This is a genomic window from Roseospira marina (genome assembly GCF_014197855.1).
GTDB classification, from domain to species: domain Bacteria; phylum Pseudomonadota; class Alphaproteobacteria; order Rhodospirillales; family Rhodospirillaceae; genus Rhodospira; species Rhodospira marina.
In genome coordinates this window covers 67,550-93,906 of record NZ_JACIGJ010000004.1, presented here as the reverse complement: position 1 = coordinate 93,906, position 26,357 = coordinate 67,550, and the positions used below count along the sequence as shown (strand labels likewise).

Here is a 26,357-nt window from a genome sequence, read left to right as displayed (position 1 = left end):
TGGCCGATCACCACCTGATCGATACGCCGCAGGGCACAAATGGGTGTCTTGGCCGCGCCGAACACCGCGAACAGGCCATCGGAACCACGACCCAGAGGATACGTGCCGATATAGGGTGTGGTGACAATTTAGCGTCGGGCCCTACAAAGGGGTTTCCAATCGATCCCGAATCGGAGTCACCACCCCAAGATGTTGGCAGCGTGGGGATGGCAGACCGCTCTTTTTGGCTCGCCGAAGAACGGTTTTCTTGCTTGGCCCCGCATGTGCCGGCGGACACGCGCGGTGTCGAGAGGGTCGATGACCGTCGGGTGATCAGGGGCATCGTGCGCATCAAGAGATCGGGTTGGCGGACGGTGCGGATGTTCTCGAAGACTCAGACCCACCGCGCGACGACCGCCAAAGGCGCGATCCCCTCTCTCCCCCGCCTATGATGGGGCCGGGCCGGACATCGCACCGCCCGGTTACTGCGCCGCCATCCGACCGGCCCGGCGCAGGCGCTCGATATCGATATCCTGCTCCGTATCGAACTGAATGTGGATCCCGGCGCGGGTGATGTTGATTGCACGACCGTGCCAACGGGCGCCGACACTGCCCACAAGCAGGGTCAGGGCGTCGCCCTTGTGCACGTTGTCCACCGGCTTGATACGCGCGCCGCCGCGCGAGACGTCGACGAGAACGGTCGCTATCCGCTCCCCGTTGGCGTCCGCGACCACCTCGGCTTCAATGGCGAACCGTTCGTGGAGGCGCCGGTCCACATCGCTGGTCGACGAGCGGATGAGGCGGGTAACCGTCTGACCGTAGTCCGACACCGCCCCGAACAGCGAACTGGCGTACTCCTCCACGGTCCGCGACGACGTCATGGTCACCTGTGACTGCTCATTCACCTTGGCGATCAAACTGGACACCTCGCGGGTTGCCGCAGCGCTTTCCTGAATCGACGCCACGATTTCCTGCGTCGCGCTGCGCTGCTGATCCACCGCCCCGGCCACGGTGGTGGTGATGGTGTCCATCTCGCGGATCGTCGTCGATACCGCGTCGATGGCCGCCGCCGCCTCCTTGGACACGGTCTGGATCTCGCCGACCCGTTGGGCGATGTCGTTGGTCGACCGGGCGGTCTGCTGCGCCAGCGACTTGACCTCGTTGGCCACGACGGCAAAGCCGCGACCGGCCTCGCCCGCGCGGGCCGCCTCAATGGTGGCGTTCAACGCCAAAAGGTTGGTCTGTTCGGCGATCTCCCCGATCAGCTTGACCACCTCGCCGATACGGCTCCCGACATCCCCGAGATGATTGACGACGCTCTGGGTCGCCTCGGCCTTGTCCACGGCGGTGTTGGCGATGGTCCGGGACTGCTCGACCTGACGCCCGATCTCGGCGATCGACGCACTCAGTTGCTCCGCAGCAGCCGCCACCGTCTGGGCGTTGGCCTGGGCTTCCTCGGCGGCGGCCGAAACCGTTGACGCATGTTCCGACACCTGTTGTGACGCCGCGCTGAGACGCCGCGAGTCGGCGTGCATGGTATTCGCCAGCGTCTCCACGGACTCCAACGCCGTCCGGGACGAGGATTCGACGTTGTCGGCCATGGTACGCAACGCCACGCGCCGTTCCTCCTCGGCCTCCTGCTCGGCCGTCGCCTGCTCAGCCCGCAGCCGGTCCCGCTCCTGCGCCGCCGAGCGCAGGACGGTCAGGGCCTCGGCCATCTGGCCGATCTCGTCGCGTTGACCGTGGGCCGGAACCTCAATCGCCGTATCCCCCTTGGCGAGGTTCAGCATCGCGTCGGTCATCCGCTTGATGGGCCGCGAAATGCCGCCCCCAATCACCCAGGCCGCGATGATCCCGATAAACAGGGCGATGAGCCCGACGACCAGAGAGGTGACCACCGCGGTGTCGATATCGCGCTTGGCGGCCGGGCCCAATTCGTCCTGACGCGCCTGAATACCGGCCTTGAGCCTTTGTACCTGCTGCGAGACCAAGGGACCGACATTGTCGAGGACCTTCTCGATCAGATCGTTACGCTCGGAAATGGCGACGTGGATGGCATCGAACGCCTTGGCATACTCGTATCCTTGAGTCTGTGCCTCGCGTGCCAAAGCCAGGAGTTGCGGGTCCGTCAGAGCCGCCTCCATGACATCGGCCTGGGCTTGCATGCGACCGATCTCTTCGACCGCGCCCTCATAAGCCTCCGAACCGTTGCTCACCAGATAGACCGACACCTGCAGCCGTCCGAGCAGCAGATGCCGAAGGGTCAGCCCGGCCAGATAGGCCGCCTTGGCGTTCTCATCCTCGTTGGCGCGCACCATCACCTGGGTCAACGGCTGCTCGACCGCCGGACCGAGATCGCGGAGTTGGTCGAACATCCGGTTCCGATCCTGCTGGTGGGTGACGATCTGGCCAAAGGCGGTGATGTAGTTGTCGAGTTGGGACTCCAGGCCCCGCAAATCCTCGATGCGGGCGTCAGCCTCGGCCAACTCCAAGGCCCGTCGGATCGCCGTAAGGGTTTCTTTCGCGGCGTCTTCAACAAGCGGCGCGTACTCCAACTCTCCTTGGATCACGAAATCCTTCACCGCAAGTTGCGTCTGCAGCATGGCGGCCTGAACATTGCCGACCTGATTGGCCAGACGGGCCAGTTGGCGGTATTCCGTCAGATTGGAGTCCGCACCCCGAAGATAAAAATAGGAAATAGAGCAAATTACAGCCAGAAGGGCCAGAACAATGACAAACCCGATCGTAATCCTTACACCAATTTTGATCGAATTAAAAAAGCTCATGATAAAACCCCTTTCCGGCCACGACACAGGACTCGATCGGACTCGTCTTTACTATTTGACGGAATTTTTATTTACAGAGAGCGCAAAGGGCAAAGCCGCGCGGGCGCTTTAAGTCCCGTGCTCTGTTTTCGCTCGGCGCGGCGTGGGCTTGCCCTTCTGCCGGACCGGCCCGTGAAGACCTCCGGACTGCACCGCGCCCCCCGGACGGGCGGCGTCGACCGCGACACGTTAGCGGCCGCCGGCCGCAGACGACCGGACGCCGCCCAGCCCGCTGCCAGTACGTCGGCCCTCGGCACAGTCCTCCTGAACGTCGCGGATGGGTGCCGCCAGCGCAGAGAGTGAGTATCACGATGGATGACAAGAGGGCTGGGGACTCCCCAAAACGTTGCGGCGCAACATCGCCTCACGGCGCGCACGGCCGCAGCCGCGCGTTGCAAACCCCCGGGGCACAGACTAGGCAAGAGGTCATCCTCCTTTGATGATGCCTCGGCGCCCCCTCCTCTCGATCAACGATGGTATGATAGGTGCATTTCCACTTCAATAAATAATAAGCGCACGCACTCCGTGTTCTTCGAGCGAGCACATAAGGTCTTTGTCCTCAAATCTTTTGCTTGATATGAAACATGACGATTGCATCCGCCGGACCACTCAATCCGGGGGGCCGACGCTCGGCATGGTCACCGGCCCATCGTCCCCGTCGCTCGTTCCATCGCCGAACACCCCGCGCAGAGCCCCGGGTGTCAGCACCGTCAGCGGATTCACCGAAACGTCCGGGTCGTCCAGCGTCCCGGTCGCCCCATACCCGACGGCAAACACACCGCCCCCTTTCTCCCCGACCAGGATGTCACCGACGACCGGAATCTTGCCCAGCAGCGCGTTCACGACATAGGCCGGTACCACCACACCGGTCAGGTCCAGCCGACCCGTGTCGATGTTGATCGTGCCGTTGGCGGTCAGGCCAAGCGACGGCCCGTTGGTGCGGGCCTCGGACAGGGTCAGGAGGGAGTCCGCGTAGGTGAACGGAGCCACCAGGCGGGACAGCGACAAGCCATCGCCCTGCAACTCGTCCAGAATGCCGGTCAGCGAGGCCACCGCCAGGATGCGCGCCAACAATGGCGCCTCCGCCAAGTGAAAGTCGCGGATCGTCAACGTCCCGCTCAAGCGGTCCTCGGCATCCAGTGTGCCGTCCAGGGACAGCGTGCCCCCGCGAAGCTGGTCGATGACACCGAGCGCCGCGGCAACCGCGCCGGCGTCGCCCGCCCGCGCCGTCAGGGTGCGTGCCAGCCCGGCACCTTCGGGCGTGAGGTGCACGACGATCTCCGGCCCGCCGCCGATACGCGCATCCACGTCGCCGCTGCGCCAGTGACCGGCCGCATCGCGGATCGCGGTCGCATTCACGTCCGTCAAAGCAATGGTGTCCGTCATGCGAACTCGCTCAACAGCCAACGCCAGATCGAGCGCGGTGCCGCTGTCCGCCGCCGCGCCCGGCTCCAGAGTCCGCAGCGCCCCGCCCCCAGCCTCGGCGTCGGGTCCGGGGTCCGCCTCCTCGGCCGGTCGCGCATCATCGCCCCCCAGGGCCGCGCGAAGATCGACGGACCGCCCGGCCACGGTGACCCGGATCACCCTCTCCGGGTCGGTCTCGGCCCGCACCAATGCCCGGGCGTCCGTATCGGCCCCGAGGCGGATGGGATCGACCGTGATGTCGCGCAGCCCGCCCTCCCCGTTCAGGCGAGCCTGTCCCGCCACGGTAGCCCCGGCCGGACTGGTTACATCGAAGTCGATGACCATCGCGTCGTCTGAGAATGTACCCTTCACCGCCGCCCGGCCGGCCACACCCGCCGGCTTGCTCCAGCCCAGCGGCCCGACCGACAGCGACGCCGGGGTCAGATCAAGGTCCGCCGTCAGGCGCCCGGGCTTGCCCTCCGCCTCGGTGTAGGTCGCGACCGCCTCGACCGGGCCATCAAGCCAGGGGGGCTGGAACGGCACGCCATGCAGACCGAATGCCTTCCGCCCGGCCGCATCCACGCGGGCCTTGACCCGGTAACGCCGGTCGAACGGCGCGCCATCCGTGAAGTTCTCGCGCCATGTCAGGCGGACCGGCACCGGCCCCAGCCGGGCGGTTCCGTTCACATCCATGCCGTCCTGGGTCAGGCTCAGATCCAGGTCACCGGCCGACAGATCCTGGTTCAGAAGCACCTCGGGAACACCAACGCCCTCGGCCGAGGCCTCAACCCCGATCTCCAGGTCTTCCAGGGGCAAATCCTTCAGCAGCGGCATCCCCAGGGTCAAGGTGGCCTTGGCGTCGCCGCGCAAGCTGGCCGGATCGATCCCAACCTTGGACGCATACCCCAGCGGCTCGTGGTCGATCAGCGCCAGGGCATCCGCCAGCGGCCCGACGATATCGAACGTCAGGTCCGCCCGTTCCACATCGGCGTCGAAATCCGAGAACACAGCGTGGCCATCAGTCACGCGCACGGCGCCAACGCCGCCGCCGGAGACGTCGACCTCCACCGTCTCAAGGCCGAACCGCAAGCGCCCGTGCGCATCGGTGGCCGGCGGCAGGCCGTCCAGATAGTTCACCGTCATGCCAAAGAGGCCGGCATCGCCGCTCAGATCGGTCAGCGTCAGATCCGCGAGGGAGCCCCCCGCCAGCGTGGCGCGCATCTGGGTCCCTACGACCACGCCGTCCGACAGATTGTGTCCGATCCACTCGATGGCCCCATGCGCGAGGGAGCCCGGCCACAGCCGCTCCACCACGGGAACGGTCACCGTCGAGGTCGATAGGTCCGCATAACCCACGGCCGGCCCACCGGGATCCACCGTCAACGCGCCCGTCGCGGCCAGTGCGACGCCGTCCAGACCGATGTGCCCCTGCTCCACGGTCAGGGTCAGGCGCCCGCTCTCCGGAGCACGGTCCAACGTCGCCTCAACGGTAAGGTCATCCAGGGCATAGGGACGATCCACGGGCGGCGGGGCGGTCACGCTGCCGGCCCCACCCACCACGGAAAGGCTCGCGAACCGGAACCAGGTTTCGGGCGCGTCACCCTCGAACGCGATATCCAGCGTAACGGTGCCTTCGAGGTGCTGATCCCAACCGGCCAACGCCGGCACATCGGCAACGGCGGCCAAAGGCGCCAGGTCCCGCGACGGATTGATGTCGTGCAGCGCCACAAGGCCGGACGCGGTTCCGCTGGTCATCTCGTGCCGCAGCGCCAGATCCAGGGACGGCCCCGCCCCGTCCTCATACGGGTCCTCATGTGGCGCCGTTTCGGAGGCCTCGGCGGGGCGCGTCTGCACCCGCACCGACGTCTCCACGATCAACGCCGCTTCACCGTCCCGCGTCGCGGTCAGATGGCCGATGGTCGCCAGCCAGACCTGATCCGTCATCCGGTCATCGAACACCAGCCGCGCGTTGCGCAACGCCAGCCCCAAATCGGCGAGCCGCCCCCAGGCGTTCACGATCACGTCCGGCGACAGGCCAGCGCCCCCCGGCGCGGCCCCCTCTTCCGTCCCGTCCTCGGTTGCCGGCGGCGAGACGCCCGCCAGAGCCGCCGGCCCAGGGCCGGACGCAAGCTGGACCGTGCCCTCCGGGGTACGGATCACCCGCACGGTGGAGCCGACCAACGCCAGCCCGGACAGATGGACGGTCCCCTCCAGCAGCGCGCGCCCATCCAGCGCGGCCTCGACCGTCCCGACCTCGGCCGGGGCCCCTTTTTCCGCCGACCCCAACTGCACCGCATGCAGCCGGACATCCAGGCCGCGCTCGATGCCGCGCCACAGGACAACCGCCTCGCCCACCGTCACGTCGAGGTCGAGGCCCGCGTCTTCGACGGCGGCCGTCAGTTCCTGTTCGATCAGGGGCACGAGAAAGGGCACGCTCAATGGCCCGCGCGTAGCCAGCCACGCACCGACCACGAACAGCAGCACCAAAGCCCCCACCCCGGCGCCGAGGCCCCCCAGCACGCGGTGCATGGTCCGTCCGGACACCCGCCCTCCCTTTATCAGTTTGAGTGTGATCTGTTTGAGTGTGCGCACCCCACGCTCGTGGACGAACCATGGCCGACCTTGACCGGGCGGGGCGTTGTCCACAGTGTGCCTGTCCAATTGAGGTGATGCTATGACGCCGTGCCAACTGACGGACACACCGCACACAACCCCCGCCGCTGGAGATACCGACCGCGCCGAACGCGGGCGGGAGCGTTGGCTGGATCAGGCCGAAACCACGGGCGACCCAGCCCTGGCCGCCTTCATCCGGGAGTCGGTCGCCGCCGACCACCCGTGCCGCCCCCTTCTGGATGCCCTGTTCGGCAACAGCCCGTTCCTGACCAAATGCGCGCTTCAGGAACCCGCCTGGATCCATGTGCTGTGCGAGACGGGCGTCGATGCGGCCTTTGACCGCGCGCTCGATACCGTACGGACGGACGCGGCCGCCACCGACGATCAGACGGCGGTGATGCGGGCGCTGCGCGTGGCCAAGCGGCGCGTGGCCCTGACCACGGCGGTCGCCGACATCCTGGGGCTCTGGACCCTTGAGCAGGTGACGGGTGCTCTGTCCCGGCTCGCCGAAACCACACTGGATCTGGCCTGCGGCCACCTGTTGGCGCGCCTGCATACCAAGGGCGACCTCGTGCTGCCCCACCCGGAGGCACCGACGCGCGACAGCGGGCTGATCGTGCTGGGCATGGGCAAGCTGGGCGCCCGGGAGCTGAACTACTCCTCCGATATCGACCTGATCGTGCTGTTCGACGAGGAGCGCCTGAACTACCGGGGCCGCCGCACGCCGCGCGAAGACATGGTGCGCCTGACCAAGGACGTGGTCCGCCTGATGGAGGAACGGACCGCGCACGGCTATGTGTTCCGCTGCGACCTGAGGCTTCGGCCCGATCCGGGGTCCACGTCCGTGGCGATCTCCACGCTGGCGGCCGAGATTTATTACGAGAGCTTCGGGCAGAACTGGGAACGCGCCGCCATGATCAAGGCGCGCCCGGTGGCCGGCGACATTCCGGCGGGCGACCGGTTCCTGGACGGGTTGCGCCCCTTCGTCTGGCGGCGCTCGCTCGATTTCAACGCCATCCAGGACATCCACTCGATCAAGCGCCAGATCCACGCCCAGAAGGGCCACGCCGTGGTGGCGGTCGAGGGTCACAATCTGAAGCTCGGCCGGGGCGGCATCCGCGAGATCGAGTTCTTCGTGCAGACCCAGCAGCTCATCTGGGGCGGTCGGGATCCGACGCTGCGCGACCGGGAAACGCTCAAGGCGCTGAACGCCCTCACCGCACGCGGGCTGGTCGCCCCGGCGGTGCGCGATGATCTGACGGCCGCCTATCGCCACCTGAGGCAGGCCGAGCACCGCTTGCAGATGGTCAACGACGAGCAGACCCAGACCCTGCCGACCGACACGGACGCCCTGCGCGCCCTGGCCGTGTTCCTGGGATACGAGGGCATCAAGCCATTCGCGCTGGCCCTGAAATCCACGCTGATGACCGTGCAGGACCATTACGCCGACCTGTTCGAGGACCAGCCCAATCTGTCGGGCGGCGCCGGCAATCTGGTGTTCACGGGTGGCGAGGACGATCCGGAAACCCTGCGCACCCTTAGCGACCTGGGCTTTGCGAATCCCACCGGCATCGCCAGCACGATTCGCGGCTGGCACACCGCCCGCTATCGGGCCATGAGCAGCACGCGCACCCGGGAGCGCCTGACCGAGTTGATGCCGACCCTGATCCGCGCCCTGGCCCGGACCGTCAATCCAGACGCGGCCCTGCTGCGCTTCGACAGCTTCCTGGCTCACCTGCCCACGGGCGCGCAGATCATGTCGCTGTTCCTGGCGAACCCGCATGTTATGACGCTGGTGGCCGAGATCATGGGCGACGCGCCGCGTCTGGCCGAACACTTGGCCCGCAACCCGCGCCTGCTTGACGCCGTGCTGGAGCCGGCGTTCCTGAACACCGCACCGACGCAAGCCGTGCTCCGCGAGGGGCTCGACGTCGCGCTACGCGACGCCCGCGTGTTCGAGGACGTGCTCGACATCTGCCGGCGTTGGACCAACGACCACCGGTTTCAGATCGGTGTGCAGGCCCTGTTCGGCCGGCAGGCCCCGGGCGCGACCGGGCACGCGCTGGCCGATGTCGCCGACGTCGCCCTGGCCGTCATGCTCGATCGGGTCTGGTGTGAGTTCGCCCAGACCCACGGCGCCATGCCCGACGCCGCCGTGGTGGTCGTGGCCCTGGGCAAGCTGGGCGGCCAGGAGATGACGCCCACGTCCGACCTCGACCTCATCATGGTCTATGACGTGCCGGACAGCGTGGAGCAGTCGACCGGCCCCAAGCCACTGCCGCCGACCGCCTACTACACCCGGCTGGTGCAGCGCTTCATCAACGCGATCACGGCCAACACCGCGCAGGGTCGCCTGTACGAGGTGGACATGCGCCTGCGCCCCTCGGGCAACAAGGGACCGCTCGCCACTAGCCTGGAATCGTTCCGCCGCTATCAGGGCGAGGCCGCCTGGACCTGGGAGCATCAGGCCCTGACCCGCGCCCGCGTCGTCGCCGGTCCCGCCACGGTGGCGGAGCGGGTCGCGACCGTGATTCGGGATACCGTCTGCCGGCCGCGCGACCCGGAGCGGCTGGCGCACGACGTCGCCGACATGCGCCGCCGCATGGACGCGGAACACGGGGATCGCAACCGCTGGAACATCAAGCATCGGCGCGGCGGGCTGGTGGACGTGGAGTTCCTGGCGCAGTTCCTCCAGCTCCAGCACGCGCACGACCACCCGAACATCATGGTGCCGAACACGGCGGAAGGGCTGCGCCGAGTGGGCGACGCCGGCCTGCTGCCGGCCCCGGACGCCGCGTTCCTAAGCGATGCGCACCAGCGGTGGCTCAGCTTACAGGGAATGATCCGCCATTCCATGGACGGCGTACCGACGGACGACACCCTGCCCGAGGGCCTGAAGGCCCGGCTGATTGCGATCTGGGACGGCGCCGTTGATTTCGAGGATCTCAAGGCGCGCATGGACGATACCGCCGCGCGCGTCATGGAGGTGTACGACCGCCTTCTGGGCGCGGCGACCGCTCCCGGCGGAGACGAGGCGCCGCGCTGAGGGGGCGTCCTACTCCAGGGCTCCGAGAAGGCCGGTCAGCACCCGTTCCAGCCGGGCCAGATCGTGCAGCTCCGACAGGCGATGGTCGCCAGCCTTGACCAGGGTCAGTTCGACGTCGGAACTCTCCAGACGGTCGAGCAGGCGCTGGGCGGTGGACCACGGCACAGACTCGTCCTGCATGCCCTGGATCAGGCGCACCGGACAGTGGATGGGAATCGGTCCGCCCAGCAGCGTGCGGGTGCGGCCGTCCTCGATCAGCGCCCGGGTAATGGGATACGGCGTATCGCCGTAATCGGACGGCACGTGCACCACACCATCGCGCGCCAGCCTCGCCCGGGCGGCGGCGTCGAATTCCGACCACATCAGGTCTTCCGTGAAGTCCGGCGCGGCGGCCAGCCCCAGCAGCCCGGCCACGCGCTCCGGCCGCGCCAGCGCGGCCAGCAGCATCAGCCAACCACCCATGGAACTCCCCACGATCACCTGCGGCCCCTCGGTCAGGTGGTCGATGACCTGAACGAGGTCGTCCGCCCAGGCGCTGATGGTGCCGTCCTCGAACCGGCCGTCCGACACACCGTGGCCCCGCTGGTCAAAGCGGACGAAGGCGCGACCGTTCCGGCGCGCCCAGTGCTCCAGGAACAGGGCCTTGCCGCCCGTCATATCGGACATGAAGCCATGCACGAAGATCACGCCCGGCCCCTTGCCGGACACCGTGTGATAGGCGATGGTGGCGCCATCCGGACGGGTCAGACGGCGGGGCGCGGCGTCAGGAGAAGTGCCGGGGGGCGTATCGGTGTCTGTCATATCGGTTTCACTCATGGGTCGGTCGGTCCAGCCGTCCAAACGAGGACAACGCGTGCAGGGCAAGCACAGGGCAAGGGCGGCACGAGGGTGACGGCGCACGGTATCACCGCGACGACGCGAAGGGAAACACAGGCAGCCGGGGCCATCCCCACCGTACTACAGGTTCTGCCCGCCCTGGAGGCGGGGGGCGTGGAGCGCGGCACCGTGGACGTGGCCGAAGGGATCGTCGGCGCCGGCTGGCGGGCCCTTGTCGCCTCTCAGGGGGGCCGGTTGGAGCACGCCCTGGCCCGCGTCGGCGCACGGCATATCACGTTGCCGCTGGCCACCAAGAACCCCCTCGCCCTGCGCCGCAACGCCGGCCGGCTCGCCCGCGTCATTCGGGAGCACGGCGTGGATCTGATCCACGCCCGCAGCCGCGCCCCGGCCTGGAGCGCCCTGTGGGCGTCCCGCGCCACCGGCGTGCCCTTGGTCACGACCTTTCACGGCACCTATACCCTGGGGCCGTGGGGCCTCAAGGCCGGCTACAACCGGGTGATGATCGAGGGCGCCCGGGTGATCGCCATCTCGCAGTTCATCGCGGCGCACATCCGCGAACAGTACGGCGTGACCGACGACCGGATCCGGATCATCCCGCGCGGGGTCGATCTCACCACCTTCACCCCGCAAGCGGTGCGCGAACAGCGGATCGTCCGGCTGGCCACGCAATGGCGCCTGCCCGAGGACGCCACCGTGATCCTCATGCCGGGCCGCCTGACGCGCTGGAAGGGCCAGAGCCTGCTGATCGAGGCCATGGCCCGGCTCGGCCGGCCCGGCGTCCACGCGCTGATCGTGGGCTCCGATCAGGGCCGCGCGGCCTATCGAACCACCCTGGACGATCAGATCGCGCACCATGGCTTGGAAGGCCAGGTCCATATCCTGGATCATTGCGACGACATGCCGGCGGCCTACCGCCTCGCCAACGTGGTCGTGTCCGCCTCGCTGGAGCCGGAAGCGTTCGGGCGGGTGCCGGCCGAGGGGCAGGCTCTCGGCCGCGTCGTGGTGGCGCCGGCGCATGGGGGTGCGCTGGAGATCGTGGACCACGGCGTCACCGGCTGGCTGTTCGAGCCCGGGGACGCCGACAGTCTCGCCTATGCCCTTGCCGTCGCGCTCGACATGGACCCGGCCGCTCGGACCGCCATGACCGAACGCGCCATGGTGCAGACCCAGCGGGTGTTTTCAAAGACCGCGATGATCCTGGATACGCTTGCGGTGTACCGCGAACTGCTCGGCGCGCCCGAACCGGCTCTCTCCGTCCCGTGAGCCCCGCCCCATGAGCCCAGTTCCATGAAGCCAGCCCCATGACCCCGGACTCCGCCCGCCCCCGCATTCTGGTCATCAAGCTGTCCGCGCTGGGCGATGTCGTGTTGGCGCTGGGGCCGATGGCGGCCATCCGCCGCCACCATCCGCACGCACACCTGACCATGCTGACCACGGCCCCCTATGCGCCCCTTCTGCGCGCCAGCGGCCTGTTCGACGCCGTCCGGGTGGACCGGCGCGGCGGCCTGCGGCGGCCCCTCGCCTGGGCCGACACGGTGCGGTGGATCCGTGTCGGCGCATTCGACCGGGTGTACGACCTGCAAACCTCCGACCGCTCATCCGGATACTTCCGCGCCCTGCGCCTGATGGGCGCCGCCCCGCCCTGGAGCGGCATCGCGCCGGGCTGCGCGTTTTGTCACGACACACCCCAACGCACCCACCTGCACTCCATCGAGCGTCAGGCGGAACAACTCCGGATCGCCGGGATCCCGGTCACGCACGCCCCGGACCTGTCGTTCGCCTGGACAGGCCCCGGGGCGGCCGACGTCGCGCGCTTCGCCCTGCCGGAACGGTATGCCCTGCTGGTGCCCGGCGGCTCCGCGCACCGACCGGAAAAGCGCTGGCCGGCGGACCAGTTCGCCGCCCTCGCCCGCTGGCTGGTCGCGGAGGAGGGTCTCACCCCGGTGCTGCTGGGAACGACCGCCGAGGCCAACGTGATCGACGCCGTGCGGGCGGCCTGTCCGGACGCCATCGCGCTGATCGGCCGGACCGACCTGCTCGACATCCCCGCACTCGGCCACCGGGCGGCCCTGGCGGTGGGCAACGACACCGGCCCGCTGCACATGATCGCCCTGGCCGGATGCCCGACCGTGGCCCTGTTCTCCGCCGCGTCCAACCCGGACAAACACCGGCCGCGCGGCCCGGCGGTCGTGTGCCTGCAGCGACCGACTCTGTCCGCGCTGGGTCAACACGCAGTGCGAGCAGCCATCACCCAGGTTCGAAAGGCCCCGCCCCATGATCCCGCGTTTTCCGGACGAAACGCCCTCCGTATGGTGTAATAACCCCAGGAGCGACCCGATCGTCCGCCTTGTTTTGCCCTTTCCGTCATCCAGTGGGTTCCAATGGCCATGTAACACGGTACACTATAGGGACCGCATCGCTTGAGAAGAGGGTATGGCAACAGAACATGGGTGTGGTCGAAAGTTTTGCGTCGCACCTCTTCTCGTGCGTGGTGAGGTCGTCTCTCCACGTCGCAAAGACCGGATGAGCCGTCGGCACCCTCTGCCCTAGGTTGCAGCAACTGGACAGCAAATGACCCCCGGGCACACCGTCGCCCCGACAACATCGACTTCAGGGTCGGATGGACGCGTTCTCCTCGTCGAGGATACGCCGTCCATGGCACGGGTATACCTGGAGTACCTGCGCGACCTGCCGTGGCCGGTGGATCTGGCCGAGACCGGCGCCGAAGCCCGCCGCCTGCTGGCCCAAGCCCAGCACATCGCCATCATCCTGGACCTTCGCCTGCCGGACGGGTCGGGCCTGGATATCCTGCGCGAGATCCGGGCCGGGTCCAGCGACATGGCGGTGGTCGTCGTAACCTCCCAGGGATCCATGCAGGTGGCCGTGGAAGCCATGCGCGAGGGCGCGGACGACTTCCTCACCAAGCCCTTCCCCGCCGACCGCCTTCGGGTCACCCTCAAGAATGCCGTGGAGCGGCACACGATGGCCGGGACTCTCCGGCGCATCCGCGCGGAGATCGGCCGCGAGACGTTCCACGGGTTTATCGGCTCGTCGCTGCCGATGCAGGCGGTCTACCGCACCATCGAGGCGGCCGCGCCGTCCCGCGCCAGCGTGTTCATCACGGGCGAATCGGGCACCGGCAAGGAGGTCTGCGCCGAGGCCCTGCACCGCGCCAGCACACGCAAGGTCGGCCCGTTCGTGGCCCTCAACTGCGCCGCCATCCCCCACGAGCTGATCGAAAGCGAGATCTTCGGCCACATCAAGGGCGCGTTCACGGGCGCCACCGCCGACCGCAAGGGCGCCGCCGCCCGCGCGGACGGGGGCACCCTGTTCCTGGATGAAATCTGCGAAATGGATCTGGGGTTGCAGGCCAAGCTGCTGCGCTTCATCCAGACCGGCACCTTCATCCCCGTTGGCGGAACCAAGCTGGAAAGCGTCGATACGCGCTTCATCTGCGCCACCAACCGCGACCCCTGGACCGAGGTTCAGGGCGGACGCTTTCGCGAGGATCTCTATTTCCGCCTGCACGTCATCCCGATTCACCTGCCGCCCCTGCGCGAGCGGGAGGGGGACGTGGTGGAGATCGCCACGGCCCTCCTGGAACGGTTCGCAAAGGAAGAAGGGCGTACCTTCACGGGCTTTACCGAGCCCGCCGAGGCCCTGCTGAAGCTGCTGCCGTGGCCCGGCAACGTCCGCCAGCTCCAGAATGTTCTGCGCAACGTCGTGGTGCTGAACGACGGCCCCATCGTCTCCGCCGAGATGCTGGAAGGGCCCGCGCGAACCCTCGGCGGCGCCATGGCGGCGTCCTCCGCACAGGCGGCGAAGGCGGCCGGTGAGGCCGCCCCATCCGCCCCGTCGACGGGCCCCCCCGCCGCCCCCGCCACTCCCGAGCCGCCACGCGCGCCGACAGCCGAGGCCACACCCACCTCAGGCGACCCCATGTCGGGTAGCGCCGCGACCGGCGGCCCCGCCATGGCGGGAGGCCCCCTCGGGGGCGCGGGCGAACCGGGCCCGACGGAGGGGCGCTTTGATGGCCGCCGCGACGCCAACGGGCTGCGCCCCCTATGGCAGGTCGAATGGGAGCACATGACCAAGGCCCTGAAAATCTGCCACGGCAACGTGCCTCGGGCGGCCGCCCTGTTGGAGGTCAGCCCCAGCACGATCTACCGCCGCATCCGCCAGTTCGGGGACCCGGTCGCCGGCACGCCACCGACCGAAGGCGGCTCTCCAGGCGGGGGATAACGCAGACCTACGGCGCGGCGGGAAGACTCGCGGGCTCGTCACCACGCACCGCGCACAGACTTTGCACCACACCCTGCCCCCGAAGGGAGGGTGTCGGCTGAAGGCCCTGCTCGAACGCCACGACTTGAAGCCGCCCCGCCACGGCATCGAGCAGTTCGCCCGGTCGCAGCAAATGATCCGGATTGCGGGGCCGGGCGATGCGCTCATGGCCCAGCATGAACGTCTGATACAGCAGCACGCCCCCCCGGCGCGGCCACGCTGTCGATCAGGTGCGGAAACAGCGGGCGATGCAGGTAGTTGGTCACAATGACCGCGTCGAACCGACGGCCGGCGAACGGCCACGGGCCGCCCGCCTCCAGATCCATCGTGATGATCTCCGCCCGACCGGCGAGATCACCGACGTACTCGGTATCGCGGTCCACCAGCGTCGGAACGAAGCCGTGGTCCAGCAGCCAGCGGGCATGCCGGCCGCCGCCACAAGCCACGTCAAGCACCGTGCCGCCGGCGCGGATGAGGGCGGCGAACCGGACGATCCAGGACGACGGGACGGTGAGTTGCACATGGACCTCCGGCGGCGGCATTAGGCGGCCGCCCCGAACTCGAACACCTGCCCGGGACGCACGAACCCCAGGAACCCGTCCGCGACCGCATCGGGGAGCGGGCCGTCCTTCACATGATAGAGCCACATGCGAGCGCGGATCTCCGCCGGCAGGGAACACAGGTGGCTGTAATGCGCGTGCGCCCCGCCCGGCCGCGAACCCGTGTCGCAATCCTGAAAAATCAGCCGCGCGGCCCGATACCACGGCATGAGAACGTCCGGCTGGTGCAGACAGTCGGAGGTAAACAGGACCGGGCCCGTCGGCGCATGGATCATCAGGCCATACGACCACATCTCAGCCTCGCCGGAGCGGATGTGCAGCAGCCGCACCAGATCGAGGCGCACGCCGGCGAAGTCAAAGCTCCCGGTCGTGGCCAATGAATGCACTTTGAAGAACGTCTCCAGGCGCGCCCAGCCGAAATCCAGCGCCGCCATGCCCGCCTTCAGGGAGTTGTCCCATAAAGGACCGACCAGATCCTCCGCCAGGAACAGCTCCGGCCTGTGGGATCCCGGGCAAAAGTAGCTGGTAAACCCAAACCACTCCAGCCCCCCCACGTGGTCGCCGTGCAGGTGGCTGATATAGATCGCGTGGATGTCCTCGCGCCCCAAGCCGAGCGCCTTGAGCGCCCGGCGCGCGTCGGTGCCACAGTCGATCAGCAGGCGGCGCCCATCGTCCGCCTCCAGGACCGCATTACTCTGAAAATTATCATCGGCCAACGTGAAAGCCGACCCGGTTCCGATGAAATAAAAGCGCATCGCGTCTGGCGCCCCGTATGCCGTCCCCCCCGTCTCAACTCCGGACGGCCGTTCTGAACCCCAGCGCCGCCGGTTGCGCTCCGACCGTGTCGGAAAGCCCCTCACAATACGGAGGTTCCGCCGGCCTGAACACCTGCTATGTTGTGACAGTCTGCGGACCGCAGCGCCCGTTCGTGTGGTTCCCCCCGTTTGCGCCAGCCTTGCTTGAAGACCGTGATCGATGCCGCCACACGTCCAGATATCCTTGCGCACCGTCCTTCTTGTCGGGTTTGTCGGCCTGGTGTTGACCTCGGCCGGCACCATGCTCGCGATCGGGGCGTGGTCGGGAAACACGTCGGCCCATGAGCTCCTGCTGCAGCGGTCGGCCACGGTTCTGCACGGGCTGGAAGGCTGGGTGCGCCGCCAGCTTGAACCACTTGACCAGATCGCGACGGCCACCCAGGCCCGCGTGGCCGACGGCACACTGGACCTCGACGACCCGCAGCAGATGGACGCCTATGCGGTCGGCTTGTTGACCGCCGTCCCGCGCCTGGAAAGCCTCGCCATCGTGCGCCCGGACCAGCAGGTCCGCCGATACCGTCAGGGCGGAATGCCGACCACGGAAACCTGGGAGGATCGTCCCGCCGTCGCGGCCATGATCACCGATCTGCTGGACCGCGCCGCCCTGGGCGAGACCACGCCCGAGTGGGGCAACCCGGTCTGGCGCGGCACCTACGGCCACACGGTGTTCAATATCCGCGCGCCGCTGATGGCGGACGGCGCGCCGGCGGGTGTGCTGATCGCCATGATCGGCCTGGCCCCGATCGGCCCGATCCTTCCCCGTTTGCTCTCCACGGACATCCTGACGCCGTATGCCCTGTACGGCCGGGATAAGGTCCTGGCGCATCCGCTGCTCGACACAGGGGCTGCCTTCGACGAGGGTGCGTCCCGCACGGGGGCGCAGGCCCTGCCCGACCTCGCCGACTTCCCAGACCTCCATCTCGCCACGCTGTGGAGCGCCGAGCCGCTGGACCTGATGGGACCATCGGACCTGAAGCCCGGGTGGGCCCAGGGCATCCAGTTGCCGGATACGGAGGTCATCCATACGCTCCGCCAGATTACCGACATCACGCCGGAGCCCATTTTGGTCGGCGCCCATTTCACGCCGGAACAGGGCGCGCCGGCGTACGTTCGCCTGTGGTTCAGCATCGGCGTCAGCCTGGCGATCCTGGCCTTATCCGCCCTGGCCGGCCTCCTGCTGGCGCGGTCGATTGCGCGCCCTGTGGTCCGCTTCGCGCGGTTCGCCCGCGCCGTCGCGGCCGGAGATCTGAGCCAGGATCCGCCGCGCAGCCGCTCCTGGATCCGCGAGTATCACGAGGCGGACAACGCAGTCCGCAGCATGATTCAAGGGCTTCGGGAGCGGGAGCGGGTCCGCAATCTGTTCGGCAAGTACGTCCCGGAAGAGGTCGCCCGCCGTCTGCTCGCCCAGGATGCCAAGGCCCGCGCCGACGAAATCGAAGCCACCGTGCTGTTCGCCGATATCTCGGCGTTCAGCACCCTGACGCAGGCGCTGGGACCGGAACCAACCGTCCGGGTGCTGAACGCCTATTTCTCGGTGATGGTGGACATTCTGGAGCAGCACGGCGGCGTCGTGACACAGTTCCAGGGGGACGCCATGCTGGTCGCGTTCAACGTCCCGGAACGCCACCCGGATCACGCCACCGCCGCCGTGACGGCCGCCCAGGCCATGATGGCCCGCCTCGACGCCGGACCGATCGAGGGTCGCACCCTGTCCTGCCGCATTGGAATCGGCACCGGCATGGTCCTGGCCGGCGCGGTGGGGGCCCAGGACCGCCTGACCTATACGGTCCACGGCGACGCGGTGAACCTGGCCGCGCGGCTGGAGTCGCTGAACAAGACGACCGGCACCCGCATCCTGGTGTCGGAGCGCACCGCCGCACTGGCCCCCGCGATCCCCTTCGCGGCGCTCGGACCGGTCTCGGTGCGCGGCCGCGACCGCGAAGAGCAGGTGTTCACCCCGCTCGAGAGGGGACTGTCGCCCCAACCGTCCGACATGTCGAACCACACCGTCCCATGACCGCCATCCTGACCATCGGGTACCAGGGCCGGAGCCCGGAGGATCTGTTCGCCGACCTTCGCGCGGCCGGGGCCGGCGTTCTCATCGACGTGCGCGCCGTGCCATGGTCGCGCCGGGCGGTGTTCACGAAGGCGGCCCTGCGTACGGCCACGACCGCGGCCGAGTTGCGGTACGTCCACCTTGCCGGCCTGGGCAATCCGGCCAAGACGGACCCAACGGGCGGGCCCGGGATGGCGAACCACCTCGCGTCGGGGGCGGGGCGGGCTGCGCTCGACGCGGCGGCGGCCCTTCTGGCCGAAACCGGGCGGCCCATAGCCCTGATGTGCCTGGAACGCGACCCGATGCACTGCCATCGGCGGTTCATCGCGGCCGCCCTGGCCGAACGGACCAAGCTGCCCGTGCATCATATCGTCGCGCCAAACCCGCCATCGGCCCGGTCAAACCCCGCCCAGGGGGACCTTTTCGGCCCGCGCTGAAACGCCATGCGGTCCCCCTGCCCGTCCCTGACGCGCCCATCGATCCCACAGCGCGACACGGAGATCCGTATGGAGACCCTGACACTCCGGCCCTTGCGCGCCGACGACGGTGACATCGCAGGCGCCATTTTCTTTGACGCCGTTCATAGGGGCGCGGCTGCGCACTACACGCCGGAGCAGCGAATCGCTTGGGCTGGCGCATCCCCGAACACAGCCGGATGGCGAACCATGTGTGTCGACGTCGACGGCTTCATGGCGGAGCGGAACGGCGAACCCGTCGGGTTCATGACCCTCGATGCAAACGGATACATCGACCTTGCCTTTGTCCGGTCGGATGTCGCGGGAACGGGGGCTGGCTGGCGCCTGTATCAGGCGGTCGAGGCGCGGGCCGAGGACCTTGGCATTGCGCGCCTGACAACCGACGCCAGCCTGACGGCCCGGCCCTTTTTCGAGCGCCAGGGGTGGACCGTGGAGCGCGAACAGACCGTCCAGAAGGGCGCGGTGGCGCTGACAAACTTCAAGATGGCAAAGCGGCTGGCCCGCCGACCCTAAATCCGACAGATCGGGCGGTTTCACACGGTCCTATTGGCCCCGCGCAACGGGTCAAATAGGACGCGATCCGCCCTAGCCCGCCGCCGACCGGACCCGCTATGCTCGGGGCCGGAACGGGTTACGACAAAAGGGAGGGGACGCGCATGGCGGCGCGCATCATCACCATCGCCCAGCAGAAGGGGGGCGCCGGCAAGACGACGCTCGCCGCTCAATTGGCGGTGACCTGGGCCCGGCGCGGCCAGTCGGTGGGGCTGGTCGACATCGACCCGCAGCGCAGCCTCGCCTCCTGGCATGCGTGGCGGGCGGAGCACCAGCCCGACGGCGCGGCGCTCCACCTGTCGGATGTGGCGGGCTGGCGCCTGGGCACGGAATTGGACCGGCTGCGCGACCATTTCGACGTGGTGGTCATCGACACGCCGCCGCACGCCGAGACGGAGGCCCGCGCCGCCGTGCGAGCCGGCGACATTCTGCTGCTGCCGGTGCAGCCGAGTCCGATGGACCTATGGGCCACCCGCTCGACGGCCGAGATGGCGGAGAAGGAAAGCACCGACGCCCTGATCGTCATGAACCGGATGCCGCCGCGCGGCAAGCTTCAGGAGATCATGCTGGAAAAGCTGCTGGAAGAAGGCCTACCGATCGCCCACACCACGCTCGGCAACCGCGTTGCCTTCGCCGCCAGTATGATGGAAGGCCAGGGTGTGGTCGAATACCAGCCCCGCTCCACGGCCGCGCGCGAAATCGGAGCCCTGGCCACGGAGGTATTCGCAACTCTCAAGGGCCGCGACAAGCGCCGGTGAACACCGGGAACGGAACCCCGGCAACGGAAAAACGGGGGGGGAGGAACGGGGGGGGGACGGGTCATCTGATCGCCCCAATCAGACGGGATTCGACGACGTCAGGTGGGGTCAGGCGAGCGTCGCGCCCGTCGGCACCTCATCATCGACGCGCATCGCTTCCGGTGCGCGCGTCGCCGGCGCATCGAGCAAGGCGACGACCCCGCCCGCGATATCCTCCAGAATGGCTCGGTCCGGGCGTGCCTTGGCCACAATACGCAGCCCATGGAACGTCGCCACCATAGTCCGGGCGATCTGGCGTGTGTCGGCTCCGGCGTCTAGATCACCGTCCTGCTGGGCAACGGACAGCCGGGTTTCCAGGGCCGTTTCGACACGAGTCATGCTGCGCGCCACCCAGGCCCGCAGTTCGAGATCGTGTGGTCCCAACTCGACGGATGTGTTGCCGACCAGACAGCCCTTGCCCCCGTCGCTCAGGGCACGCTCCACCAGATCCTGCGCGAGATCCCGCAGCACACCGCGGATCGGACCGGGCCGCTCCACAGCAGTGAGGACCTGCGCAGTCACACGGGCCTCGTATTGATCGAGCACCGCCTCGAACAGTTCGCGCTTCCCCCCGAAGGTCTCGTAGAAGCTGGACCGGCCGATCTCCATCGCGTCCAGCAGCGCCGGAAGCGAGGTCGCCGCGAAACCATGGCGCCAGAAGGTCTCCAGAGCCCGTTCAAGGGCGACATCGATATCAAAACCTCGCGGACGCGGCATGCCCTGTGCCCCTCTCACGATTCAGCCCGCTCAAAGCTGGCGGGCGCGACCGTCTGAACCGTTCCGTCCGTGTACGACGCCCACCACCCCGCGTCAACCCGCCGATACAGCGCCTAAACCGGGTGGCGGTGCCCCGCCCCACGCCAACCACAACAAGACGGGCAAGAGCGCGAACGTCATCAGGGTCGACATCAGCACCATTCCGGCCACTTCCTCGGGCCGGTTGTCGTAGCGCTGCGCGAAAAGATAGTTGAACACGGCCACCGGCATGGCCATCTCGATCAACACGATGCCCCGACTGATGCCGTCCATGCCAAGCAGGGTGACGACCAGAAGGCCTCCACCCCAGCCCAGGGCAAGGCGAAGCGCCGACAGCGCCGCCGCGCGGCCGAGACCGCCCGGCCGCAGTTGCGCCAAGGCGACGCCCAACGCCAGCAGCATCAACGGGATCGTCATGCCGCCCAGCAGTTTGACCGTGTTCGCCAGGAACGCCGGCAGGTCGGCACCGGTCGCGCGCAGGATCAGGGCGACCACCAGCGCCCAGATGACGGGCGTGCGCAAAAGGGCCTTTGCGCTGAATTGGCCCGACGCGATCGCCACGCCGGCCGTGAAGTTGAACACGGCACTGATGATGAAAATGGCGATGGCCAGCGCCAGGCCGGGTTCGCCGAACGCGAACAGACACAGGGGCAGGCCCATGTTGCCGCTGTTGCCGAAGATCAACGACGGCAAATATGGGGACAGTGGCAGGCGGACGGCCCGCAGCGCCAAGGTCCCGGCACCCGCGCAGAATCCGAGCCCCAGAATGGCCGCCAGCGCCATCTGGCCGAGCGCCGCCATGTCCAGCTCGACGCGCGTCAGCACGTCCAGCACCAGACACGGCACGCCAAGGTTGGTGGACAGCGCCGCCACCATCTGCGTATCGAAGGGCCAGCCGCGACGTGCCCAGACGTTACCAATACCGGCGATCAGAAGAACCGGAGCGATAACCGAAAAGATAGCAATAAACATGGGCTCTGGTTTGGCCTTTGGGAGCCAGGAACGCTACACTGCAGCGCACATCGCGCCAAGCCCGTGTTCTGGGCCCGGCCGGATGCGCACCTGAGCCCGCCCGACGAAGGAGAGATGCCTTGACCCATCCGCTGACCGTTCACGGCACCTGCGTCGCCCTGCCCGAGGGTGCCGTGCTGCTGCGCGGCGGCGCCGGCAGCGGCAAATCCGATCTGGCCCTTCGCCTGATGGAAACGGGCGATGTCCGCCTCGTCGCCGATGACCGCGTTATCCTGGAACGCGACGCGGAAAGCGGAGTTCTGTACGCCTCGACCCCCCACCCGCTGCGCGGCCTGATGGAGGTGCGTGGCATCGGCATCATTCCGCTCGACACCACCCGCTGGGTGGCGCACGCGCCCCTCATCGCGGTGGTCGACATGGCCCCGCTGCCGGGCGCCGTGCCCCGCATGCCCTCGACCGCCACCTGCGATCCGCTGGCCGACGCCAACCGCTTCAGCGAGCATGTCCCGGTCCGGGTGCGGCGCTTCGTGCTGTGGCCGTTCGAGGTGTCGGCGCCAGCCAAGGTCCGCCTGGCCGCCGCGATTGCCGTTGAGGCCATCGTGCCCATCGCCGAGCAGGAGAGCGAATGACCGACGATGCGCCCCCACCCGGCTCCGCGCCGCCGGATGACGGCGTCGGTGCGGGACCCGGCGTGACCCAACGCCTCGTGGTCCTGACCGGCATGTCGGGGGCCGGCAAGTCGTCGGCCCTCGGGGCGCTGGAGGACCTCGGCTACGAAGCGGTCGACAACTTGCCGCTCGCCCTTCTCGACGCCCTCATCGCCGGGGGCACGCTTGATCGCCCGCTGGCCGTCGTCATCGACGTGCGGACGCGCGATTTCACCGTCGACCGCCTGCTGTCCACCGTGCAGCAACTGCGCGACCGGCCCGGCCTCGACGTCACGGTCGCGTATCTCGATTGCGACGACGAGGTGCTGCGCCAGCGGTTCACGGAAACGCGGCGACGCCACCCCCTGGCGCTCGACCGGCCCTTAGCGGACGGCCTCGCCCTGGAGCGGGAGCGCATGGACCCGCTGCGGGCCTGCGCCGATATTCTCGTTGATACCGCGCATCAGACCCTCGGCGACCTCAAGCACCGCCTGGAGGAACGTCTAGGATTGGGCCGCGCCAGCGAGGGTCTCCAAATCGCCGCGGTCTCTTTTGGCTACCGCAATGGCCTGCCGCGCGAGGCGGATCTTGTGTTTGACGTCCGATTCCTGCGTAATCCTCACTATGTGACGGAATTACGGCCGCTGACGGGGAGGGACGCGGCCGTAGCCGCCCATGTGGAGGGCGATCCAGATTTTGACCGCTTCTGGTCGGCCCTAATCGGCCTGCTCGACGTGGTCTTGCTCCGCCAGGGTATCGAAGGCAAAAGCTACCTCACACTGGCAATCGGGTGCACCGGCGGACGGCATCGTTCGGTTCTGATTACGGAGCGCCTGGGGGCTTGGCTGGCGGAGCGGGGCCATCGCGTGTCCGTGCGCCATCGGGACCTGGACACGCGATAGCCCTCGCGGTGAGGACACCGGTCCGGTCCGCCCGGACCGCCGGATGCGTAGGGAATAAGGAAATGGATGCTATGACAAGGTCCCGCTTGACCCAGGGGAGCGCCCGATGATCGGACTGGTGCTCGTCACCCACGGCCGGCTGGCCGAGGAGATGCTCGCCGCGCTGGAGCACGTCGTGGGCGTACAGAAGAACGTCGGGACCATCTGTATCGGCCCCGATGATGACATGGAACAGCGCCGCGCCGACATCGTCGAAGCGGTCAGCCAGGTCGACACGGGCCAGGGCGTGATCGTTCTGACCGACATGTTCGGCGGCACACCGTCGAATCTGGCGATCTCGATCATGGATCGGGCCAGCATCGAGGTCATTGCCGGCGTGAACCTTCCCATGCTCATCAAGCTGGCCTCCGTGCGTGGCTCCGAGCCCCTGGCGGAAGCCGTCACCAGTGCCCAGCTTGCCGGCCGCAAGTACATCAACGTGGCCTCGCGCCTGCTGACACAGGAGTAGAGCCGTGCGCCCACGCCCCGCCGCCCCGTCCCAGGGCGTCGCCGTCGCCCTTGTCCGCGCCGCCGATGACGGCGCCGGCCCCGGAGGAGACACGAACGTCGCGTCCCTCCCGGTTGCGGATGCCCCCGGGGGCGCCGTCACCGCCGAGTGCGAGATCGTCAATCAGCGCGGCCTACATGCCCGCGCGGCAGCCAAGTTCGTGAAGACGGTCGATCGCTTCAACGCCGCGGTAAAGGTGTTCAGCCGGGGCCAAGAGGTGTCGGGGCATTCGATCATGGGCTTGATGATGCTGGCCGCCGGACCCGGTACGGTGATCCGCATCGTGTGCGAGGGCGCCCAGGCCCAGGCGGTCCGGGACGCGCTGGTCGCCCTGATCGCGGGCCGGTTCGATGAGGACTAGGGTCGGCCCTCTTGGGCTCCCCATGGGGCTTCCTATGGGGCTCGACCTGGACGAGCCCCTCGCCGCCCACATGACGGCCGACACCGACGGGCCGGGGCCGACCGCATCGCGACCGGGCGCGGGCGCGAGCCCCCCGAACGACGCCGAGGATGCGCCCCCCTTCCTTGACGACCGCCCGATGGTGCGCCTGCAGGGGGTTGCCGTCGGCCCCGGGTTCGCCATCGGAACCATCTATCTGTACGACAACGGACTGGCCCCGATTCCGGAGTACCGGATCCCGCCGCTGCTGGTCGAGCGGGAACGGCTGCGCTTCGCCCATGCCGCGGACCGCTCCATCAAGGAACTGAACGCGCTGGGCCAGAAGGCGCGCGCTCTGCCCGGCGCCGCCGGTGAGGAACTGGCCTGCATCCTCGAAGCCTACGAGCAGATGCTGCGCGGCTCCCGGCTGGTGCGGGGCGTCGACCAACGCATCGCTGCCCGGCAAATCAACGCCGAGGCCGCCGTCCGCGGGGAAATGGCCGACCTCATCAGCGCGTTCTCCGCCATGCAGGACGACTATCTGGCCGCCCGAATCGACGACATCCGCGAGGTTGGCCGCCGCCTGATCCGGAATCTGGCACGCCGGCCGCGCCAGACCGGGCTTGCGAACCTGCCGCGCGGCAGCGTGATCGTGGCCGAGGAGCTCAGCCCCGCCGACACGGCCCAGCTCAACCCGCGCCAGACCGGTGGGCTTGTCACCGCGCTTGGCGCCCGGCAGAGCCACACGGCGATCATGGCCCGGTCCCTGGGCCTGCCGGCCGTGGTCGCGACCGCGGGGGTCATGAACCACGCCCACGCCGACGCCCGCATCATCGTCGACGGCTCCGAGGGCGTCGTGATCCTGGACCCCGACCCGGAAACCCTGGCGCTGTACCGGGACCGGCGGATGGGCTTCCTGCGCACCCGGCGCAACCTGCAACGGCTGCGCGACGTGCCTTCGGTGACGCGGGACGGCATCGCGGTTCACTTGAACGCCAACATCGAACTCCCGACCGAGGTCGAGAGCGTGGTGCAGGCGGGCGCCGAGGGCATCGGCCTCGTGCGTTCCGAGTTCCTGTTCATGAACCGCGACACCCTGCCGACCGAGGACGAGCAGGCCGCCGCCCTGACGACCCTGGTGGAGCATATGCGGGGCCGCACGGTCACCATCCGCACCCTCGATCTGGGGGGCGAGAAGCTGGGGGACGCCCTGGACATCAAGCCGAGCGCCAACCCGGCCCTCGGCCTGCGCGCGGTACGCCTGTCGCTGGTGCGCAAGGACATGCTGCGGACGCAGTTCGCGGCCATCCTGCGCGCCGCCTGGCACGGTCCAACGCGCATTCTCGTGCCGATGATCTGCACGGTCGAGGAACTGATCGCCGTCAAGGCCGTCCTGGCGGAGGTGGTGGCCGACTTCCGCAGCCGTGGCCGGCCGCTTCCCGACCCGATCCCGCCCCTGGGCGTGATGATCGAGGTCCCAGCCGCGGCCCTGTCGGCCGACGCCCTGGCGCGTGAGGCCGCGTTCTTCGCCATCGGCACCAACGATCTGACGCAGTACGCCCTGGCGATCGATCGCACCGACGAATCGGTGGCGCATCTCTACGACCCGCTGCACCCGGCCGTGCTGCGCCTGATTCACTTCACCACGGGAGCGGCCCAGGCGGCCGGAATCCCGGTGTCGGTGTGCGGAGAGATGGCGGGCGACCCACGCATGACCGCCCTGTTGATCGGGTTGGGCCTCCGCGATCTGTCGATGGCGTCGTTCGCCATTCCAGCGGTGAAGCAGAGGGTGCGGCGCATAGTCACCGCCAAGGCCCAGACACTCGCCCACTGGGTCCTCGGTCAGCCGGACGCGGCCCGCATCGCGGCGCTGCTGGACCGGTTCGAAACCGAGACCAGCGGCGCCCGATAGC

Annotated in this window: 21 protein-coding genes and 1 pseudogene; 14 read left to right on the top strand and 8 right to left on the bottom strand. The window is 68.4% G+C overall.

Annotated features, from left to right (window positions below; all coding sequences use genetic code 11):
- Positions 1-206: 206 nt before the first annotated feature.
- Positions 207-350, top strand: a pseudogene (locus GGD82_RS21015) (IS5/IS1182 family transposase); the annotation flags it as partial.
- 111 nt (positions 351-461) lie between these two features.
- On the opposite strand, the gene GGD82_RS06780 reads toward GGD82_RS21015, so the two are convergent.
- Together GGD82_RS06780 and GGD82_RS06775 are read right to left on the bottom strand one after the other, a co-directional pair.
- A complete protein-coding gene (locus GGD82_RS06780; RefSeq protein WP_150063136.1) occupies positions 462-2,765 on the bottom strand; it encodes a methyl-accepting chemotaxis protein in 2,304 nt (767 codons plus the stop codon).
- A 648-nt stretch (positions 2,766-3,413) separates the two neighbouring features.
- Positions 3,414-6,752 carry a YhdP family protein gene (locus GGD82_RS06775; RefSeq protein WP_150063135.1) on the bottom strand — a complete coding sequence of 1,113 codons (3,339 nt, stop codon included), beginning with the start codon at positions 6,750-6,752 and terminating at the stop codon, positions 3,414-3,416.
- A 130-nt stretch (positions 6,753-6,882) separates the two neighbouring features.
- Here GGD82_RS06775 and GGD82_RS06770 point away from each other — a divergent pair, with 130 nt between their 5' ends.
- A complete protein-coding gene (locus tag GGD82_RS06770; RefSeq protein WP_150063134.1) occupies positions 6,883-9,867 on the top strand; it encodes a bifunctional [glutamine synthetase] adenylyltransferase/[glutamine synthetase]-adenylyl-L-tyrosine phosphorylase in 2,985 nt (994 codons plus the stop codon).
- A gap of 9 nt (positions 9,868-9,876) precedes the next feature.
- Here the strand turns inward: GGD82_RS06770 and GGD82_RS06765 are convergent, their stop codons facing one another.
- Positions 9,877-10,683 carry an alpha/beta fold hydrolase gene (locus tag GGD82_RS06765; RefSeq protein ID WP_246163955.1) on the bottom strand — a complete coding sequence of 269 codons (807 nt, stop codon included), beginning with the start codon at positions 10,681-10,683 and terminating at the stop codon, positions 9,877-9,879.
- A gap of 72 nt (positions 10,684-10,755) precedes the next feature.
- Between GGD82_RS06765 and GGD82_RS06760 the strand changes: the two genes are divergently transcribed.
- The 3 genes from GGD82_RS06760 to GGD82_RS06750 all read left to right on the top strand — a co-directional run bounded on the left by GGD82_RS06760 (position 10,756) and on the right by GGD82_RS06750 (position 14,946).
- The gene (locus GGD82_RS06760) at positions 10,756-11,967 is read left to right on the top strand and encodes a glycosyltransferase family 4 protein (RefSeq protein WP_170284355.1); all 1,212 of its coding nucleotides are present in this window, start codon (positions 10,756-10,758) and stop codon (positions 11,965-11,967) included.
- A gap of 38 nt (positions 11,968-12,005) precedes the next feature.
- The gene (locus tag GGD82_RS06755; protein ID WP_150063131.1) at positions 12,006-13,022 is read left to right on the top strand and encodes a glycosyltransferase family 9 protein; all 1,017 of its coding nucleotides are present in this window, start codon (positions 12,006-12,008) and stop codon (positions 13,020-13,022) included.
- 253 nt (positions 13,023-13,275) lie between these two features.
- Positions 13,276-14,946: a sigma-54-dependent transcriptional regulator gene (locus tag GGD82_RS06750; RefSeq protein ID WP_150063130.1), complete on the top strand. Its 1,671-nt coding sequence runs from the start codon at positions 13,276-13,278 to the stop codon at positions 14,944-14,946.
- 7 nt (positions 14,947-14,953) lie between these two features.
- Here GGD82_RS06750 and GGD82_RS21375 read toward each other — a convergent pair whose 3' ends face one another.
- Genes GGD82_RS21375 through GGD82_RS06740 form a run of 3 tightly spaced genes read right to left on the bottom strand, consistent with a single transcriptional unit; the run spans position 14,954 to position 16,300 of the window.
- Positions 14,954-15,184, bottom strand: coding sequence for a hypothetical protein (locus GGD82_RS21375; RefSeq protein ID WP_311731930.1), 231 nt, complete (start codon positions 15,182-15,184; stop codon positions 14,954-14,956).
- Positions 15,150-15,506, bottom strand: a complete 357-nt coding sequence (locus GGD82_RS21370; protein ID WP_311731929.1) for a class I SAM-dependent methyltransferase — start codon at positions 15,504-15,506, stop codon at positions 15,150-15,152. The genes GGD82_RS21375 and GGD82_RS21370 overlap by 35 nt, the downstream gene beginning before the upstream one ends.
- A gap of 20 nt (positions 15,507-15,526) precedes the next feature.
- Complete coding sequence (locus GGD82_RS06740) at positions 15,527-16,300, bottom strand: MBL fold metallo-hydrolase (RefSeq protein WP_184013244.1); 774 nt, start codon at positions 16,298-16,300, stop codon at positions 15,527-15,529.
- A 220-nt stretch (positions 16,301-16,520) separates the two neighbouring features.
- Here GGD82_RS06740 and GGD82_RS06735 point away from each other — a divergent pair, with 220 nt between their 5' ends.
- The 4 genes from GGD82_RS06735 (at position 16,521) to parA (ending at position 20,202) form a co-directional block, all read left to right on the top strand.
- Complete coding sequence (locus GGD82_RS06735) at positions 16,521-18,377, top strand: adenylate/guanylate cyclase domain-containing protein (protein WP_150063128.1); 1,857 nt, start codon at positions 16,521-16,523, stop codon at positions 18,375-18,377.
- A complete protein-coding gene (locus GGD82_RS06730; RefSeq protein ID WP_150063127.1) occupies positions 18,374-18,853 on the top strand; it encodes a DUF488 domain-containing protein in 480 nt (159 codons plus the stop codon). Before GGD82_RS06735 ends, GGD82_RS06730 begins: the two co-directional genes overlap by 4 nt.
- Before the next feature lie 6 nt (positions 18,854-18,859).
- Positions 18,860-19,405, top strand: a complete 546-nt coding sequence (locus tag GGD82_RS21555; protein ID WP_375782118.1) for a GNAT family N-acetyltransferase — start codon at positions 18,860-18,862, stop codon at positions 19,403-19,405.
- 143 nt (positions 19,406-19,548) lie between these two features.
- Positions 19,549-20,202, top strand: coding sequence for a ParA family partition ATPase (gene parA, locus GGD82_RS06720; protein WP_150063125.1), 654 nt, complete (start codon positions 19,549-19,551; stop codon positions 20,200-20,202).
- Positions 20,203-20,310: 108 nt separating this feature from the next.
- Here the strand turns inward: parA and GGD82_RS06715 are convergent, their stop codons facing one another.
- Positions 20,311-20,958, bottom strand: a complete 648-nt coding sequence (locus GGD82_RS06715) for a TetR/AcrR family transcriptional regulator (protein ID WP_150063124.1) — start codon at positions 20,956-20,958, stop codon at positions 20,311-20,313.
- Positions 20,959-21,051: 93 nt separating this feature from the next.
- A complete protein-coding gene (locus tag GGD82_RS06710) occupies positions 21,052-21,969 on the bottom strand; it encodes an AEC family transporter (protein ID WP_150063123.1) in 918 nt (305 codons plus the stop codon).
- A gap of 119 nt (positions 21,970-22,088) precedes the next feature.
- On the opposite strand from GGD82_RS06710, the gene GGD82_RS06705 reads away from it, so the two are divergent.
- From GGD82_RS06705 to ptsP, 5 genes are all read left to right on the top strand, one after another.
- Entirely contained in the window at positions 22,089-22,598 is a 510-nt protein-coding gene (locus tag GGD82_RS06705; protein ID WP_246163953.1) for an HPr kinase/phosphorylase, read from the top strand.
- Positions 22,595-23,518: an RNase adapter RapZ gene (gene rapZ, locus GGD82_RS06700; RefSeq protein WP_150063122.1), complete on the top strand. Its 924-nt coding sequence runs from the start codon at positions 22,595-22,597 to the stop codon at positions 23,516-23,518. The genes GGD82_RS06705 and rapZ overlap by 4 nt, the downstream gene beginning before the upstream one ends.
- 106 nt (positions 23,519-23,624) lie before the next feature.
- On the top strand, positions 23,625-24,026 hold the full coding sequence (locus GGD82_RS06695) for a PTS sugar transporter subunit IIA (protein ID WP_150063121.1): 402 nt from the start codon (positions 23,625-23,627) through the stop codon (positions 24,024-24,026).
- Between the two features lie 4 nt (positions 24,027-24,030).
- Positions 24,031-24,426 carry an HPr family phosphocarrier protein gene (locus GGD82_RS06690; protein ID WP_184013243.1) on the top strand — a complete coding sequence of 132 codons (396 nt, stop codon included), beginning with the start codon at positions 24,031-24,033 and terminating at the stop codon, positions 24,424-24,426.
- 22 nt (positions 24,427-24,448) lie between these two features.
- The gene (ptsP, locus tag GGD82_RS06685) at positions 24,449-26,356 is read left to right on the top strand and encodes a phosphoenolpyruvate--protein phosphotransferase (RefSeq protein ID WP_246163952.1); all 1,908 of its coding nucleotides are present in this window, start codon (positions 24,449-24,451) and stop codon (positions 26,354-26,356) included.
- Position 26,357 lies beyond the last annotated feature (1 nt).

Bases quoted from the DNA above. Each gene is read 5' to 3' on its own strand.
- GGD82_RS06730 (WP_150063127.1), top strand. From the start codon at position 18,374: ATGACCGCCATCCTGACCATCGGGTACCAGGGCCGGAGCCCGGAGGAT.
- GGD82_RS06695 (WP_150063121.1), top strand. From the start codon at position 23,625: ATGATCGGACTGGTGCTCGTCACCCACGGCCGGCTGGCCGAGGAGATG.
- ptsP (WP_246163952.1), top strand. From the start codon at position 24,449: ATGGGGCTTCCTATGGGGCTCGACCTGGACGAGCCCCTCGCCGCCCAC.
- parA (WP_150063125.1), top strand. From the start codon at position 19,549: ATGGCGGCGCGCATCATCACCATCGCCCAGCAGAAGGGGGGCGCCGGC.
- GGD82_RS06755 (WP_150063131.1), top strand. From the start codon at position 12,006: ATGACCCCGGACTCCGCCCGCCCCCGCATTCTGGTCATCAAGCTGTCC.
- GGD82_RS06780 (WP_150063136.1), bottom strand. From the start codon at position 2,765: ATGAGCTTTTTTAATTCGATCAAAATTGGTGTAAGGATTACGATCGGG.
- GGD82_RS06715 (WP_150063124.1), bottom strand. From the start codon at position 20,958: ATGCCGCGTCCGCGAGGTTTTGATATCGATGTCGCCCTTGAACGGGCT.
- GGD82_RS06740 (WP_184013244.1), bottom strand. From the start codon at position 16,300: ATGCGCTTTTATTTCATCGGAACCGGGTCGGCTTTCACGTTGGCCGAT.
- GGD82_RS06770 (WP_150063134.1), top strand. From the start codon at position 6,883: ATGACGCCGTGCCAACTGACGGACACACCGCACACAACCCCCGCCGCT.
- GGD82_RS06735 (WP_150063128.1), top strand. From the start codon at position 16,521: ATGCCGCCACACGTCCAGATATCCTTGCGCACCGTCCTTCTTGTCGGG.
- GGD82_RS06765 (WP_246163955.1), bottom strand. From the start codon at position 10,683: ATGAGTGAAACCGATATGACAGACACCGATACGCCCCCCGGCACTTCT.
- GGD82_RS06710 (WP_150063123.1), bottom strand. From the start codon at position 21,969: ATGTTTATTGCTATCTTTTCGGTTATCGCTCCGGTTCTTCTGATCGCC.
- rapZ (WP_150063122.1), top strand. From the start codon at position 22,595: ATGACCGACGATGCGCCCCCACCCGGCTCCGCGCCGCCGGATGACGGC.
- GGD82_RS21555 (WP_375782118.1), top strand. From the start codon at position 18,860: ATGCGGTCCCCCTGCCCGTCCCTGACGCGCCCATCGATCCCACAGCGC.
- GGD82_RS06750 (WP_150063130.1), top strand. From the start codon at position 13,276: ATGACCCCCGGGCACACCGTCGCCCCGACAACATCGACTTCAGGGTCG.